12 protein-coding genes are annotated in these 15,866 nt (G+C 56.1%); 11 read left to right on the forward strand and 1 reads right to left on the reverse strand.

Features of this window, described 5'->3' with window-relative positions:
* Positions 1–140 precede the first annotated feature (140 nt).
* Positions 141–1,730 (forward strand): YifB family Mg chelatase-like AAA ATPase, encoded by a 1,590-nt coding sequence (locus ACI7RC_RS01470; protein WP_408106438.1) that lies wholly within the window; start codon positions 141–143, stop codon positions 1,728–1,730.
* 328 nt (positions 1,731–2,058) lie between these two features.
* On the opposite strand, the gene ACI7RC_RS01475 is transcribed toward ACI7RC_RS01470, so the two are convergent.
* Positions 2,059–2,508, reverse strand: coding sequence for a hypothetical protein (locus ACI7RC_RS01475; protein ID WP_408106439.1), 450 nt, complete (start codon positions 2,506–2,508; stop codon positions 2,059–2,061).
* 312 nt (positions 2,509–2,820) lie between these two features.
* On the opposite strand from ACI7RC_RS01475, the gene ACI7RC_RS01480 reads away from it, so the two are divergent.
* The 10 genes from ACI7RC_RS01480 to ACI7RC_RS01525 all read left to right on the forward strand — a co-directional run bounded on the left by ACI7RC_RS01480 (position 2,821) and on the right by ACI7RC_RS01525 (position 15,823).
* Positions 2,821–4,407, forward strand: a complete 1,587-nt coding sequence (locus ACI7RC_RS01480) for an ABC transporter substrate-binding protein (RefSeq protein ID WP_408106440.1) — start codon at positions 2,821–2,823, stop codon at positions 4,405–4,407.
* A gap of 39 nt (positions 4,408–4,446) precedes the next feature.
* A complete protein-coding gene (locus tag ACI7RC_RS01485; RefSeq protein WP_408106441.1) occupies positions 4,447–5,364 on the forward strand; it encodes an ABC transporter permease in 918 nt (305 codons plus the stop codon).
* Between the two features lie 10 nt (positions 5,365–5,374).
* Positions 5,375–6,280 carry an ABC transporter permease gene (locus ACI7RC_RS01490; protein ID WP_408106442.1) on the forward strand — a complete coding sequence of 302 codons (906 nt, stop codon included), beginning with the start codon at positions 5,375–5,377 and terminating at the stop codon, positions 6,278–6,280.
* Positions 6,281–6,293: 13 nt separating this feature from the next.
* Positions 6,294–7,298, forward strand: coding sequence for an ABC transporter ATP-binding protein (locus ACI7RC_RS01495; protein WP_408106443.1), 1,005 nt, complete (start codon positions 6,294–6,296; stop codon positions 7,296–7,298).
* Positions 7,288–8,256, forward strand: a complete 969-nt coding sequence (locus ACI7RC_RS01500) for an ABC transporter ATP-binding protein (protein WP_408106444.1) — start codon at positions 7,288–7,290, stop codon at positions 8,254–8,256. Before ACI7RC_RS01495 ends, ACI7RC_RS01500 begins: the two co-directional genes overlap by 11 nt.
* Before the next feature lie 24 nt (positions 8,257–8,280).
* On the forward strand, positions 8,281–9,468 hold the full coding sequence (locus tag ACI7RC_RS01505; RefSeq protein ID WP_408106445.1) for a M24 family metallopeptidase: 1,188 nt from the start codon (positions 8,281–8,283) through the stop codon (positions 9,466–9,468).
* 31 nt (positions 9,469–9,499) lie between these two features.
* Complete coding sequence (locus ACI7RC_RS01510) at positions 9,500–10,681, forward strand: M24 family metallopeptidase (RefSeq protein ID WP_408106446.1); 1,182 nt, start codon at positions 9,500–9,502, stop codon at positions 10,679–10,681.
* Positions 10,682–10,794: 113 nt separating this feature from the next.
* On the forward strand, positions 10,795–11,955 hold the full coding sequence (locus tag ACI7RC_RS01515; protein ID WP_408106447.1) for a M24 family metallopeptidase: 1,161 nt from the start codon (positions 10,795–10,797) through the stop codon (positions 11,953–11,955).
* Positions 11,956–12,174: 219 nt separating this feature from the next.
* On the forward strand, positions 12,175–14,064 hold the full coding sequence (locus ACI7RC_RS01520; protein WP_408106715.1) for a helix-turn-helix domain-containing protein: 1,890 nt from the start codon (positions 12,175–12,177) through the stop codon (positions 14,062–14,064).
* Between the two features lie 184 nt (positions 14,065–14,248).
* Entirely contained in the window at positions 14,249–15,823 is a 1,575-nt protein-coding gene (locus ACI7RC_RS01525) for an N-acyl-D-amino-acid deacylase family protein (RefSeq protein WP_408106448.1), read from the forward strand.
* The last annotated feature ends 43 nt before the right edge of the window (positions 15,824–15,866 follow it).

Here is a 15,866-nt window from a genome sequence, read left to right on the forward strand (position 1 = left end):
GTGGTGCGTATGATGTAGTGTACTCGACGCGATGAACTCCTCCAATAGCAACATTTTTTTAGCCTTTCGCACATCTGCGGAAGGTTTTTTTTGCGAGCGCCCCTGTCTTTTTGTAGCCTTGAATCAGGAGGAGAAAAGACATGTACGCACAAACCTGTTCGGGGACGATTTTCGGAATCGAGGGAATGATGGTTACGGTGGAGGTGGACATCTCCAACGGACTGCCGTATTTTGAAGTGGTCGGATTGGGCGGCTCCGCGATCAAAGAGGCCCGCGACCGCGTTCGCGCGGCCCTGCGCAATGGCGGGTTTGAATTCCCGCTCGAGCGGATTACCGTCAACCTGGCGCCGGCCGATTTTCGCAAAGAGGGATCGGCGTTTGACCTGGCGATTGCGATTGGCATTTTGCTTGCATCGAAACAGCTAAAACCGGCAAAAACCCGTACGCTTGTACTGGGGGAATTGGCCTTGGACGGTTCGTTGAGGCCGGTGCCGGGGGTACTGCCGATCCTGCTGGCCGCCAAGGAGCATGGTTTTACAGACGTCGTCTTGCCCGAGTCCAATCGCGAGGAAGCCCTGCTTGTCGACCTCGACGTCAAGTCAGCGGGCAACCTGCCGGATGCGGTCCGGCTCTACAGCGGGGAAGCGGTCGATCAACTGGCGGAATCGGCATCGGGAGCGGATCATCCGGATCAACCGGTTCAACCGGTCCGGATCACCCCGGCACGGACGGTCAAAGCGAATGAGCATGCCACGCCTTGCGACTTCGCCGACGTGATTGGCCAGGCGTATGCCAAGCGTGGACTGGAAGTAGCGGCTGCCGGATTTCATAACGTGCTTCTCATCGGGCCGCCCGGATCAGGGAAGACGCTGATGGCTAACTGCCTGCCGTCGATCATGCCGGAAATGGTCCAGGAAGAGTCGCTGGAAGTAACCAAGATCTACAGTATCGCCGGGTACCTCACCAGCAAGAGCGGTCTGGTGACCAAGCGGCCGTTTCGCGCTCCCCACCACACGATCACGGCTGCAGCGCTGATCGGCGGCGGCGCCCAGACGCCTCGTCCGGGAGAGTGCAGTCTGGCCCATGGCGGCATCTTGTTTCTCGACGAACTGCCGGAGTTCTCCCGGCACGTGCTCGAAGTGCTGCGCCAGCCGTTGGAATCAGGACAGGTGACGATCGGACGAGCCCGGCAGGTGTTCTCCTATCCAGCACGTTTCCTGCTGGTGGGCTCGATGAATCCGTGTCCGTGCGGCTATTTCGGCTCCCGCGATCAGCGCGAATGCACCTGTACGCCGGAGCAAATCCAACGATACCGCTCCCGTCTGTCCGGCCCGCTATTGGACCGGATTGACATTCACCTGGAAGTGCCCAGAGTCCCGGTAGAGCTGCTCGGCGAGCGAAGAGTGGAAGAGGCGTCGGAGGTGATACGTCACCGAATAGAGCACGCCCGCGCCCTTCAACAGGAGCGCTACCGCCAGCGCAGCCACTTTCCCTTTAACAGCGGGATGAACGGAAGGGAGATTCGCTCCCATGCCCCGTTAGACCGGGAAGGTCAGGAATTGCTCCGTCTGGCATTTGAGACGATGGGCCTGAGCGCCCGCGCCTATGACCGAATCCTCCGCGTATCGCGGACGATCGCCGATCTCTCCGGGGCTGAACGGATCGAAGCCGGGCATGTAGCAGAGGCGATTCGGTATCGTACCTTTGATCGGACTGTTTCTTTTCGATAAAGTAGCGTTTCTCCATGGACTGCGGGGCACCCGCGAAAATGTAATTGCCCCAGAAGTCCAAAGTTCCACCTCTTCCATTTCAATATAAGTCTCGGACTTTTTATCAAAAAATAAAAAACAATCATCTCAATACAAAACAGATACTATTTTTAGAATAGTTGATTTTCTCAATCGACTCCCCTTATTTTATTGTTAATCTAAGTCAAAGTGAGCGCCCACGGGGTGCTTTTTCTTTTTCAGCAAGAAATCAATACTGGGAAATGATCGGACTCACTTGGGGGAATTATTGGTACATCCGAGTATCGAAAAAAGCCGCTAAAATGTCGGCTTACATCCGAGCTTTTAGTTCTCTAGTGAAGTGTTCTAGTTCCTTGCTTAATGATTGCAAGTAATATGCTGGCACATGTAAATAGTCAATTACAATTGCCTGCCCAGTATCGACGGTGATGGTAACTTTTTGATTTACTGCGTTTAGATCGTATCCTTTATCAGGAATGAGGGGTGTTTCAGCGAATTCCACATGGATTTTTTGGATTGCTCTGATTGGATAGGATACGATCGTGCAGGAATATTTTGTATCATGAGCATTCACCGGCTCTCCCGTAACGACATCAATAGTTGTATCAGTCAAAATCACAAAATCGCTGAGAAGTGAAGGTTCATAGAACTGTTGAGTCACAACAGCAATGGGATGAGGATAGAGCTTTTTTACAGCATCGGAAAATTTTTTCGTAAGCCAATTATATTCACCTATTCTCTTGAACTGTGCATCAAACATGGGCATCGACCTTTCTTTTCTTCAGATTATAATGCTTCATGCTGGTACTATGTGGCATGATGTCACCTTTAATCACCTTACATAGTTCGATAAATGCAGCAATGTTCCTGTTATGGAAGCAGGACGATATGATGGCCGGTAATACATACCAGCAGATGTTTTAAAAAGTTTGTCACCCACAACAAAAAATACACAGGAATTTTGGCAATTGCGACATAGCAATGAAAATCAAAGTGGTTAAAATAATTTATTAATTCGTAAAATTCTGTTCGATATCAACCTCAGGAAACCAACTTGAAAAGGGGGATTGCAATGGGAAAAGTGAAACACGCGATGCTGGTGCTGCTGCTCGTACTGGCGGCAGTGGCGGCGGCCTGCACGCCCGGTACGGCCGATAAGGACGGGCCTTCCACCCAGCCGGCTCAAGCCGGGTCGGACACAGGCGGACAGAGCGCTGCCGCCGTGGCCAAGACAGATCTGGTGATCGGCGTGGAATCGGATGCGGCGACGATGCTGGCCAATACCGACGTAAACTCTGTGACCGATCAGCTGATTCGAAACATCTACGACCCGCTGATCGACAGGGATGTAGACGGGAAGTTTATTCCCGGCCTGGCGACAGAATGGAAAAACATCGACGAGACCACGTGGGAGTTTAAGCTGCGGCAGGGCGTCACGTTTCACAATGGAGAACCGTTCAACGCAGAGGCGGTCAAGGCCAACGTCGACTACATTCTGGACGAGAAGAACAATTCGTTTTACCGCTCGAGGTGGGTGCACATCAAAGAGGCCAAAGTGGTCGACGACAACACTGTTCGCCTGATCACCGACCAGCCGTTTCCCAATCTGCTGCTGCGGGTGGCGGACGACCTCCTGATCATGGCGCCGAAACACCTTAAAGAAGCGGGCCTGGAGAAGGCGGCCGGCAAACCGGTAGGGACGGGGGCGTACAAATTCGAGGAGTGGAAGCGGGACCAATACCTGAAGCTGACAGCCAACGACAAATACTGGCGGGGCGAGCCTACCATCAAGCATGTGACGTTTCGCATGATCCCGGAATTCAGCGCCAGATTGTCGGCATTTTTGAGCGGGGAAATCAGCCTGTTTAAAAACGTGCCGGTCGATGCGGTGGAAAAAGTAAAAAACAACTCTGGCTCCAAAATCGAGATGGTCGGTTCTTCACGGGTGAACTACCTGGCCCTAAACAACTTCTATGACGGGCCGCTGAAGGACAAGCGGGTGCGGCAGGCGATCAACTACGCCGTCGATGTGGATGAACTGCTGAAGACGGTGCTCAACGGCTTCGGGAACAGGATGACCGGGCCGCTCTCCAAGGTGAATGCCGATTACGCCGAGACCAAAGGGTACGAGTACAATCCGGACAAGGCCGTGGAGCTGTTGAAAGAGGCAGGCTACGATCCCAAGCAGCTGAAGCTGCAGCTGGACACCCCGAGCGGCCGGTATCCGATGGACTCGCAGGTGGCTCAAGCTATCGCGGCGCAGCTGCAGCGCATCGGCATCACGGTAAACGTGCAGGTGAACGAGTGGGGAAACCACTTGAGCAAGATCAGGCAGCGGGAGATGAAAGACATGTTCATCCTCGGCTGGGGCCCTGCTTTTGACGCGCAGAGCACGATTGAAAACCTGTTCACCAAAGCGGCGCCGTACAGCAGTTTCTTTGACAAGGACGTAGAAGCCGAGATCCAGGCGGCTATCCCGATCTTCCAGCCGGAGGAGCGGAAAAAGGCATTTGACCATCTGCAGCAGCTCCTGGTGGACGAAGCGGCTTGGGTGCCGCTCTGGCAGCAGAAAGACATCTATGCCGTAGCCAAAGATCTGCAGTTCACGCCGCGGGTGGATGAGCGAATTCCCGTATTTTACATGAAGTGGGGCAAGTAGACAGCCCGTTCTGGTGTCTGGAAAGGAAGGAGGGCGATTATGCTGGATTTTGTCTTGAAGCGGGCAGGCCAAACGATTGTGGTGCTGTTTCTGGCGCTGACCGCCGTCTTCTTTCTGATTCGCCTGTCAGGGGATCCGACGGCGCTCTTTTTGCCGCCTGACGCACCCCGCGAACAACTGGAGGAGTATCGGAAGGCACTGGGCTTTGACCGGCCCCTCTACGTGCAGTACGGCGAGTTTATCGCACAGGCGGTGACGGGCGATTTCGGCGCCTCGCTGAGAACTCAGGAAGATGCGCTGACGACGGTGCTGGACCGTGTGCCCGCCACCTTTCAGCTTGCGTTTTCCTCGCTGCTACTGTCGCTTTTGATCAGCATTCCCCTGGGGGTGCTGTCCGCCTACAGACGCAATACGTTCTACGATCAACTGGGCGTCGCTTTTACGGTGCTCGGGCAGGCGGTACCCAGCTTCTGGCTGGGGCTGATCCTGATCTACCTGTTTGCCGCGACGCTGGGCTGGCTGCCATCGGGGGGCGGCGGCTCCCCGCTGCACCTGATCCTGCCGACAGTAACGCTGGCCGCTTACAGCGTCGCCCGCTTTGCCCGCTTTACCCGCTCGACGATGCTGGACGTTTTGCGGCAGGACTACATCCGCACGGCCAGGGCATCCGGCGTGCCTACCTGGCGAATTCTCTCCCGGTATGCGCTCAAAAACACCTTGATCCCCATCATTACGCTGATCGCGCTGGACCTCGGGGTACTGCTCGGCGGGGCGGTGATTACCGAAGCGGTCTTCTCCTGGCCTGGCATCGGCCGGCTGCTGATGCAGTCGCTTCTGGGCAGGGATTTTCCGGTGGTACTGGCCGGCGTCTTTTTCATCGCCTTTGTCTACTCCGTGATCAATTTTGTCGTCGATGTGCTGTATGCCTTCGTCAATCCGCAGATCCGCTTAAAGTAGGGGGGATACGATGAACCATTCCGCGGTAGAAACCAATTCACAGCCAATACCCGCGGGACGCAGGGGACGTGATTCTGGGCTGCGCCACCTGGCCCGCCAGCTTGCCAAAAGCCCTACGGCAATGTTCGGGCTTGCCATCATCGTCTGCGTCGTCTTTTTCGGCTTCGCCGGAGAGTGGGTGGCCCCTTTTGACCCGACACAGGCGGACTTTGCCAAGAAACTGCTTCCGCCGCTGACGGAAGGCCATCTGTTGGGCACGGACCAACTGGGCAGGGACATCTTGTCGCGAATCATGGCAGGGACCAGAATTTCGCTGATCATCGGAATTTCCACGGTGATCGCCGCGGGATCGGCCGGGACGGCGATCGGCATTGTCGCAGGCTATTTTCGCGGTTGGATCGACGTGGTGCTGATGCGCATCGTCGATGTGACGCTAAGCTTCCCCTTTATCCTGCTGGTGCTTGTGATCAACGCCGTACTGGGAACGGGACTGCGCAATATCATCATCTCCCTGGTCCTGGCCGGCTGGGTCGTCTATGCCCGAGTGGTGCGCAGCGAGGTGCTGGCCTTGCGGGAAAAGGAGTTCATCCTCTCCTGCGTCGCCACCGGCGTCCCGCGCTGGGAAATTATCGTGAAGCACATCGTGCCCAATCTGTTTACGCCGATCATCGTCCTGTCCTCGCTGCAGATCGCTACCTACATCATCGCCGAGGCCTCGATCAGCTTCCTCGGCTTTGGAGTGCAGCCCCCGCAGCCGGCCTGGGGAAACATGCTGAGCGAGGGCAAAGACTACATTTTCAGCGCGTGGTGGCTGATCACGTTCCCGGGAGTGGCGATCGTGCTGACGGCGCTCGGCGTCAACCTGTTCGGCGATTGGCTGCGCGACGTGCTCGACCCGGAGATGAAAGGGAAATAAGGGGGGAGGCCATTTGCGAACGGGCAGATCGGTTTTGGAGGTTCGCAATCTGAAGACGCACTTTTCGACCGCTCGCGGTACGGTAAAAGCGGTGGACGGAATCGATTTGCAGGTGTATGAGGGAGAGACGCTGGGGCTGGTCGGCGAGTCCGGCTGCGGCAAAAGCGTCACCTCCCTGAGTATCATGGGGCTTTTGCCGAGGCCAATGGCCAGGGTTGCAGACGGTGAAATCTGGTTTCAGCAGACGGAATTGACGCGTCTTGGAGAAAAAGAGATGAGGAAAATCAGGGGCAACGAGATCGCCATGATCTTTCAGGAGCCGATGACCTCGCTCAACCCCGTCTTCACCATCGGTCAGCAGCTGAGTGAGCCGCTCAGGCAGCACACCAGCCTGGGCAAGCGGGAGATCCGGCAGCGAGTCATCGAGATGCTGCGGCAGGTGGGCATACCCCGGGCCGAGCAGGTGATTGACGAGTACCCGCACCAGCTGTCGGGGGGTATGAGGCAGAGGGCGATGATCTCGCTGGCCATGCTCTGTCAGCCGAAGCTGCTGATCGCCGATGAGCCGACGACGGCCCTCGATGTGACGATTCAGGCGCAAATTCTGGAGCTGATGAAAACGATCAAGGAGAAACACAACATGTCGATGCTGCTGATCACCCACGATCTCGGGGTGGTGGCGGAGATGTGCGACCGGGTGGCGGTGATGTACGCCGGGCAAGTGGTGGAGAGTGCCGATGTCCGCACGATTTTCAACGACGCGAGGCACCCTTATACGCGCGGGCTGCTCGCCTCTATGCCAAACGCCAATCAGCGAAAGCAGGAGCTCTACTCCATCCCAGGCAGTGTGCCGAGGCCGGACGAACTGCCCGCGGGCTGCCCGTTTGCGCCGCGGTGTCCCCAGGCTTTTTCCAAGTGTCTGGCGGAACGGCCGCCGCTGATTGAGCTGGGCTGCCGATCATGCCGCTGCTGGCTGTATGAGTGCGCAGAAGGGGAGGCGGTGGGCCATGTACTCTGAGCCGCTGCTGGAAGTCAAACAGTTGAAAAAGTACTACACCATCGACCAGGGATGGTTCAAACCGAGAAAAGTGGTCAAAGCGGTGGACGATGTCTCGTTTACGGTCTACAAAGGGGAGACATTTGCCCTGGTCGGAGAGAGCGGCTGCGGCAAATCGACGACAGGGCGGACGATCCTGCGGCTTCACGATCCCACTTCCGGCCAGATCGTGTTTGCCGGCCGGGAGATCAGCGGCCTCTCCTACTCCGAGATGCGCAGGCTGCGGCGAAAGATGCAGATGGTGTTTCAGGACCCGTACGCATCGCTCAACCCGAAAAAGACGATCCGGCAGATTCTCACCGAGCCCCTGCGCGTTCACGGCGTAGCCAGCCCGACAGAGCGGGTGAAACAGGCTGTCCGGATCCTCGAGATCGTCGGCCTCTCCGAATATCATCTGGATCGTTACCCGCATGAGTTTTCCGGCGGACAGCGGCAGCGGATCGGGATCGCCAAAGCGGTGATCCTGCATCCTGAACTGATCGTGGCGGATGAGCCGGTCTCTGCCCTGGACGTGTCGATCCAGTCGCAGGTGATCAATCTGCTCCTGAAGCTGCAGCGGGAGTTCTCGCTGACCTACGTGTTTATTTCCCACGATCTGGGCGTGGTTCGGCACATCTCCGACCGCGTGGCGGTGATGTACCTGGGAAAAGTGGTGGAAGTAGCGGCGACAGAAGAGATCTTCGCTAGTCCGAAGCATCCGTACACCAAGGCGCTGCTCTCCGCCGTACCGGCTGCCCATCCTGACGAGAAAAGGGAACGGATCCTCTTGACAGGCGACGTCCCCAGCCCGGTCAATCCGCCGCCAGGCTGTGCTTTTCACCCCCGCTGTCCAAGCTGCATGGAGATATGCAGAACCGCGGCGCCACCGATGGTAAATGCAGGCGAACACCACGTGGTAGCCTGTCATTTATACAACTAAACCAAGAAGAAAGAGGGGATCCTTTTGCGGCTGTCAATTGGCAAAGAGGAGATTTTGCAGCGCCAACAAAAGTGGCGGGCCAGGCTGCAGGAAAACCGGATCGACTGTGCCATCCTGTTTAGCGTCACCGACATCTTCTACCTGACAGCGTTTCACTTCCGTCCGTCGGAGCGGCCGATCTGCTTTTTCGTCGATCCGCAGGAAAAGACGCATCTGTTCGTCCCGGCATTGGAGCGGGAACACGCCGAAGAGTACGCATACGTCGACGCTGTCCATTCGTACCCCGAGTATCCCAGCCTGCGCCATCCGATGGAGTACCTGAAGGAGGCCTTGCTGGAGTCGGGGTTCCAGGAGAGGACGGTAGGGCTTGACGCGGAGGGATACAGTTCCGCCAAGGGGTATCGCGGTCCGCGGCTGAGAGATTTTTTGCCGGCTAAGGCGTTTTCGTCCATCCGCGGTTGGGTGGAGGAGATGCGCTTCATCAAGTCGCCGGCGGAGATCGAACTGATCCGGGAGTCCTGCTGCTGGGGCAATCTGGCTCACCGATTGCTGCAAAAGTACAGCAAGCCGGGGCGAAGCGAGATTGAGATCACCGGCAGGGCCAGCGCGGAAGCGACGATGGCGATGGTGGAGACGCTGGGTCCCGGCTACAAGCCCCACGGCGATACGGTGACCGCCCGGGCTGTCTTTCGCGGACAGGTGGGCCCGATGTCGGCCTTTCCGCATGCTGTCACCCAGAATCTCGTACTGAAGCGAGGCGACACGCTTGTCACCGGCGCCGGCGCAGACGTCTGGGGCTACCACAGCGAGCTGGAGCGGACGATGTTTGTGGAAGAAGTGAGTCGTGAGCAGGAAAAGTACTTTCAGCTGATGTACGAGGCCCAGGAGGTGGCGTTTCGCCACATCATGCCGGGCAAGCCGGCTTCCACGGTCGAACAGGCGGTCCAGTCGTTCTTTCGAGAAAACGGGGTCCAGCACCTCACTTGCCACCACACAGGCCACAACATCGGGCTGTTGGGGCATGAGGCTCCGTTCTTTGACCTTGGCGATGAAACCATCATGGAGCCGGGCATGGTGTTCACCGTGGAGCCAGGGATTTACGTGAAGGGGTTGGGCGGCTTCCGTCACTCCGACACGGTGCTCGTCACCGATCAGGGCATGGAGATGCTGACCTACTACCCGCGCGACTTGGCATCGCTTGTTTGCGGCTGAGAAGACAACAAATTCGAGGAGGTTGAAGCAGATGCGATTAGCGATTGGAAAAGATGAGCTAAGGCAGCGGCAGAATCGGTTTCTGCAGAAATTGCAGGAGGCGGGGGCGGACTGCGCGGTGCTGTTTGGCGTGACCGATATTTTCTACTTGACCGGGTTTCACTTTCACCCGACGGAGCGGCCGATGTGCTTCGTGGTGGATCCCAGCCAGACGACCCGCCTGTTTGTTCCGGCACTGGAGCATGAGCACGCCGAGGAGTTCGCCTGCGTTGACGCCGTTCACTCTTATCCGGAGTACCCGGGACTGAAGCATCCATTGGAGCAGTTGAAAGAGGTGTTGGAGCAGGCGGGGTTCAGCGGAAAGGCGGCCGGATACGACGCTGATGGATACGGCTCGTCGATGGGCTATCGCGGGCCGAGACTGAGCGAAATCACCCCGGCGAAGGAGTGGAAGTCAGTCGCGGGAATCGTGGAAGAGATGCGCATGGTCAAGTCGCCCGCCGAGATTGAACTGATTCAAGAGTCGTGCCGCTGGGGCAACCTGGCCCACCGGCTGCTGCAGAAGTACACCAAGGCGGGAGTTGGCGAGATCGAGATTACCAGCAGGGCGACCACGGAAGCCACCATGGCGATGATTGAGACGCTGGGCCCGGACTACAAGCCGCATGGCAACCCGGCAAACGCCTTTTACCGCGGACAGGTAGGGCCGCACTCGGCGTTTCCGCATGCCGTCACCCAAAACATGGTGCTGAAAAAAGGAGACACGCTCGTGTCGCAGGCGGCGGCCGACGTCTGGGGGTACAAGAGCGAACTGGAACGCACCATGTTTGTCGCCGAGGTGAGCCGTGAGCAGGAGAAGTACTTTCACCTGATGTGCCAGGCACAGGAGATCGCCTTTGCCCACATCAAGCCCGGCAAGCCGTTTTCCTCGGTTGACGAGGCAGTCACAGCATTCATGCAGGATAACGGGATTCAGCACCTTACCCGCCACCACACCGGCCACAATATCGGACTCTTGGGACACGAGGCGCCCTTTTTCGATCTGGGTGACCATACCGTCATGCAGCCGGGCATGGTCGTCACCGTGGAACCAGGGCTGTACGTCAAGGGTGTGGGTGGCTTCCGGCACTCGGACACCGTGTTGATTACGGAGGACGGCATGGAGCGGCTCACCTACTATCCCCGAGACCTTGATTCCCTTATTTGCTCCTAGTTTCGTTCGAATATTCAGAAGGTTTTTGCCGGCGACGTACGAATTGAAAAAGGGGAAGGCCAACAACCACTGATCAGATGGCAGGCTATTAAGGAAAACGGGAGGTGTTGTCCATGAGGTTGCAGGCGTCCTTTTACCAACGAAAAGTAAAACAGCTGCAGGCGGAATTGCAAAAAAGAGGGTTGGCAGGCATGCTTCTGCTCAAACCGACCAACATCTACTACCTAATCGGGTTCTTTCACATTCCGACAGAGCGTCCGATCGGCGTATTCGTGCCGGCGGCGGGTGAACCGATCGCCTACGTCCCGGAACTGGAGGTCGATCACATCAAAGAGAACTGGATCAACCGGGTGGAAGTCTACTTCGATTACCCCGGTGAAACCTACCCGGTTTTGTGGATTTGCCAGAAGCTGCAAAACGAGGGGATTTCCAGACAGCCGCTTGGTTTTGAAGGCTCGATTCCCTGGGCCTACAAGCAGATGATCGACCAGGCCCTGCCGGACGTAAACTGGGTGCCTGCGGGAGACATCTTGTCCGATATGCGGCTGGTGAAAGAGAAAGAAGAGCTGGAATTGCTCCGCCTGTGCGGCACGTATTCCGACTACATGGTGAGCGCGGGTGTGGAAGTCATCCGGGAGCGGGGATGGATCAGCGAATTGGAGATTCACCAAACCGTCATGCAGCGCGTCGTCCAAAAGATGCTGGCGGAACTGGATGAAATCGTCTTCACCTCCGGCGTAGCGATGGGGCTGGTCTGTTCCGGAGAGCGTTCCGCGCTTCCCCATGGCTTGCCCAGCAGCCGGCGCCTGCAGCCGGGCGACAATCTGATTTTAAGCTTCGTTTGTTCTGTCGGCGGTTATACGACCGAAAGCGAACGCACCTTTTTTCTCGGCGAACCCAGCACACGGCAGGCCAGCTTGTACGAATTGATGCGAAAAGCGCAGCAGGTGGGCTGTGAAGCGCTGTCCGTCGGGCGAACCTGCTCCGAAGCCAACCGGCTGGCGCTGGCCGTCATCCGGGAAGCAGGGGAGGGAGCGTATATCAAGCATCGCTTGGGACACGGGCTGGGCATCGAAGGACATGAGCCGCCTTGGCTGATGGACGGAGACAACTCGCCGCTGCGCCCCGGCATGGTTCTCTCCAGTGAACCGGGCATCTACGTGCCGGGGCTGGGCGGGGTTCGCATCTCCGACACTGTGGTGGTGACCGATGGCGAACCCGAATACTTGACGACTTATTCCAGATCGTTGGAAGATATGGTAGTCAACATATAACCATCCTTGTCCACCGACCGGGGAAGATGGCGCCGCGCCGCCTGTACCTGAGTGCAGCTTCCCCGCGCCGGTGGACTGTTCGCGTCTTGAAAGCTGGACTTCACCACATCTTTGAGGGGCTTCCATTGAAGCTTTTCTTCTTGCAGAGGAGGGGCCAACAGCGTGTTTGATGATAGCCGTTCTCTACCGCGTTGCAGAGCGGATATTGACTTGAAACGGATGCATGTATTGGTCGAATCGATTCAGACGATTTCCTCGAGCGCTGACCTCGATCTGGTCCTGCACGAGCTGATGGAGCGGACCATTCTGTTGTTTGAAGGAGCCATTGCCGGCGTGATCTTTCTCTACGACGACAAGGAAGAGGCATTAGTGGCGCGAAGCTGTGTCGGTTTTGACTATCGATATTTGCAGCACGTCCGCCTGAAGCCTGGTGAATCGATTACAGGTACCTGCTTTCAGCAGGAAAAGCCGCTGCTCTTGTCGGGAAAGAGGCAGATCGAGCAGCAAACAGCCTCCATGTCGCCGGAAAACAGGTACTTTAACCAAAAATCCACACAATCGCTCGGACAGATCAACTCCGTCATCTGTACGCCGATGAAATGGCAGGGAAAGGCAGTTGGCGTCATCACGCTCGATTTCTACGCAGAGGTAGATTCGGTTGCTAGAGCTGACCTCGAATTCTTGCAAATCATGGCCAATACGGTGGCGATTGCGATTGAAAACGCCAGGACATTTCACAGGGAAAGGCAGCGCAACGGCATTTTAGAGCAGTTGAATCAGCGGATCAAGGAGCAGAATAACCTGCTTACCGTGCAATTTGAACACCACGCCCAGCTGATGGAATTGCTGCTGATGGAACGGGACATCACTGAGATCATCCGGCACATTTCTACCCTGATCGGCAATCCGGTCGTCATGTACGACCAGCGCTTCACACATGTAGCGTCGTCACAAGATGAGACAGGTGTGGAGACATTTGGCTTTTCGCTGTCGTCCCCGCCGTTTTTGTCAAAGCTGAAGTCGATCTACGCAGAGCGGATCGCCAAGCGGCTTGATCCCAGTATCGATTTTCCCATCGTGTACCCCGTCTACATCGTGCCGATCTTCTCAAGCGGGGAGCGGCTGGGGGTATTGATCGTCGTGGAAAAGCAGGGAAAGCTGCTCCCGGAGTCGATCCGTTTCATCGAGCAGGTGAGCCTGATCCTCGCCCTGGACATCCTGCGCAAAACCGCTATCTTCGAGACCGAACAGCGGCTGCGGGGAGAGTTTCTCTCCGAACTCTTGACCAGTATGGATGAGGAGAGGATGAAGCTGCGGGCGGGCCTGCTCGGCATCAACACCAGCCAGAAGCATCAGTTTGTCATCCTGGAGTGGGATTCCCGCCCGGAGCTGCCTGATTATACGTCGGGTCACACCTGGATGCGCAAGCTGCTCGACATCTTTACGCAGTTGGCCGGCGAGATGCACCTTCAAGCAAACGTGATCTTTCGGCAGACGTATCTGGTGATTCTGTTTCATTATGAGACCAGGGAGAACTCGGCACAGATCGCCAAACGGGTCAAGCGATGTTTGACGGAGCTTCAGCAGCGCATCGCCCATCAGCGGTACAACGACACTTTTTCCGCCGGAGTCGGCCGCATCTGCCAGCAGCTGCCGGAACTGCGAAAGTCCTATGAGGACGCTGGTAAATGCCTCGAATACAGCAGAAAGCTGGCCCATGGGTCAAACATTGTCTTCTACGACCAGTTGGGGGCCACCAAGCTTTTCCTGAAATTAAACGACGTGGAGATCCTCGACTTTGCAAAAGAGTTGTTCGCTCCGCTGCTCGCCTACTCCCATCAAAGCAAAAAGGCCTTGATTGAAACACTGGAGAAGTACGTGGAGACGTACAACTATCATCACACCGCCCAGCAGCTGCACATTCACATCAATACGCTCAAGTACCGTTTGGGAAGAATCCAAGAGATCCTGGAGATCGATTTTGACAATGAAGAAGACCGCTTTAATACGAGCATCTCCTTAAAAGGCCTCTCTGCCATCGGCGTCTCGTTGCACCAGCTCGCGGAAAACAGATACTACTACGGCGAACAGAAACAGTACATCGTGTAGACTGAATCCCCCTCTAATACGCACTGGTGCGCTAGAGGGGGATTCAGTTTGAAGGAATTGGATGCTATGGAAGCATACGCTTCAATATTGACACATATTATGAAGTGTAGACTTCACAAGAACGAGCAGGTGTCTTCCCTTCACTTGCCGACAGCATGCATATAAAGAAGGCGAGGTGTTTGCGATGAGGAGAATTCTGCGAAATGGCCGGGTGTATGACGGTACCGGCAATTCCTGGTATGAAGCAGACATTGCGATCGACGGCGATCGCATTGAGCGAATCGGAAGCGTGGCTGGCTTTTCGGCAGAAGATGAGATCGACGTTCAGGGGCTGGCGGTTGCACCCGGTTTTATCGATATTCATACCCATTCCGATAACGCGCCGTTTGTTCCGGAGCTGTCAAAAGGGAAAGTGATGCAAGGGGTGACAACGGAAGTAATCGGCAACTGCGGTATGAGTGCCTTTCCCGTCAATCCCGCCCATGCTCACTTGTTAAAGCAGTACGTAAGCAGTATTTTTGGAGAATTGGAATGGAGCTGGTTTTCACTCACTGAATATGCCGAGGTCTGCTCGTCTTTGGGAATGGTGACGAATCTGATCCCATTAGTTGGACATGGAGCCATCCGCATTGCTGCCATGGGATTTGATAAACGTCCTCCGACAGAGGAAGAAATGGATATGATGAAACAGCTTGTCGCGCAGACAATGGAAGAAGGGGCATTTGGGCTCTCCAGCGGACTGATTTATCCGCCGGGTGTTTTCTGTTCTACGGAAGAATTGATCGAGCTCTCCCGTGTGGTTCGGGAACACGGCGGCATATATGCAACCCACATGCGAAACGAGTCGGACCGGGTTGTAGAAGCCGTGGAGGAATCCATCGCGATTGGGCGAAGCGCAGCTATTCCGGTACAGATCTCCCATCATAAGGCGGCCGGCAAACAAAATTGGGGCAAACCGAAAACAACCGTGGCCATGATCAAGCAGGCGAGGGAAAACGGAATCGACGTCGACATGGACCTGTATCCCTACACGGCGGGAAGTACGCTGCTGTCCGCACTGCTGCCCCCCTGGTGTCACGAGGGAGGGGTTCAGGAAATGCTGCAGCGGCTTCGCGATCCCGATAATAGACGGAAGATTATGAATGATATGGAGCGCGGAATCCCTGGATGGGAAAATATCGCCAAGAATGCAGGCTGGGATCAGGTATTCATCGCCTCAGCCAAATACCGCAAAGAACTGGAAGGCAAAAGCTTACGGGACATCGCACAGGAGCGCGGGCAGGATCCAGTGACGGCACTGTGTGACACCCTCATCGAGGAGGAAGGGGTCGCGACGATGGTCATCTTCATGATGAGTGAAGATGATGTTCGCTTTATCATGAAGCAGTCTGAAACCATGATCGGATCGGACGGGATTCCCGACCCCGGAAAAACCCATCCTCGCTACTTTGGCACCTTTGCAAGAGTCTTGGGGCACTACACGCGGGACGAAAAAGTGCTTTGCCTGGAAGATGCCATTCGGAAGATGACTTCTTTTCCCGCGAAAAAACTTGGCTTGCGGGATCGCGGAATGATTCGTGAAGGAGCCTTTGCCGACCTCGTCGTGTTCGATCCAAACATCGTTGCGGATGCCGCCACATATGAGTCTCCTTCCGAAACAGCTGTCGGATTTCACCACGTCTTCGTAAATGGAACTCCCGTTGTTCGAAACGGAATCTTCTACATGGTGAAGCAAGGCAGGTTTATCAAAAAGATATAGGGAAGCTGTCTGCAACATCGGCAAATCAGTCCATTCGCCTCAT

This window comes from Brevibacillus sp. B_LB10_24, assembly GCF_046036945.1.
Classification (GTDB): domain Bacteria; phylum Bacillota; class Bacilli; order Brevibacillales; family Brevibacillaceae; genus Brevibacillus_C.

What these genes read in the sequence shown, in the direction of transcription:
- ACI7RC_RS01480 (WP_408106440.1), top strand. Translation starts at nt 2,821, where the DNA reads ATGGGAAAAGTGAAACACGCGATGCTGGTGCTGCTGCTCGTACTGGCG.
- ACI7RC_RS01475 (WP_408106439.1), bottom strand. Translation starts at nt 2,508, where the DNA reads ATGTTTGATGCACAGTTCAAGAGAATAGGTGAATATAATTGGCTTACG.
- ACI7RC_RS01510 (WP_408106446.1), top strand. Translation starts at nt 9,500, where the DNA reads ATGCGATTAGCGATTGGAAAAGATGAGCTAAGGCAGCGGCAGAATCGG.
- ACI7RC_RS01500 (WP_408106444.1), top strand. Translation starts at nt 7,288, where the DNA reads ATGTACTCTGAGCCGCTGCTGGAAGTCAAACAGTTGAAAAAGTACTAC.
- ACI7RC_RS01490 (WP_408106442.1), top strand. Translation starts at nt 5,375, where the DNA reads ATGAACCATTCCGCGGTAGAAACCAATTCACAGCCAATACCCGCGGGA.
- ACI7RC_RS01470 (WP_408106438.1), top strand. Translation starts at nt 141, where the DNA reads ATGTACGCACAAACCTGTTCGGGGACGATTTTCGGAATCGAGGGAATG.
- ACI7RC_RS01520 (WP_408106715.1), top strand. Translation starts at nt 12,175, where the DNA reads ATGCATGTATTGGTCGAATCGATTCAGACGATTTCCTCGAGCGCTGAC.
- ACI7RC_RS01485 (WP_408106441.1), top strand. Translation starts at nt 4,447, where the DNA reads ATGCTGGATTTTGTCTTGAAGCGGGCAGGCCAAACGATTGTGGTGCTG.
- ACI7RC_RS01515 (WP_408106447.1), top strand. Translation starts at nt 10,795, where the DNA reads ATGAGGTTGCAGGCGTCCTTTTACCAACGAAAAGTAAAACAGCTGCAG.
- ACI7RC_RS01525 (WP_408106448.1), top strand. Translation starts at nt 14,249, where the DNA reads ATGAGGAGAATTCTGCGAAATGGCCGGGTGTATGACGGTACCGGCAAT.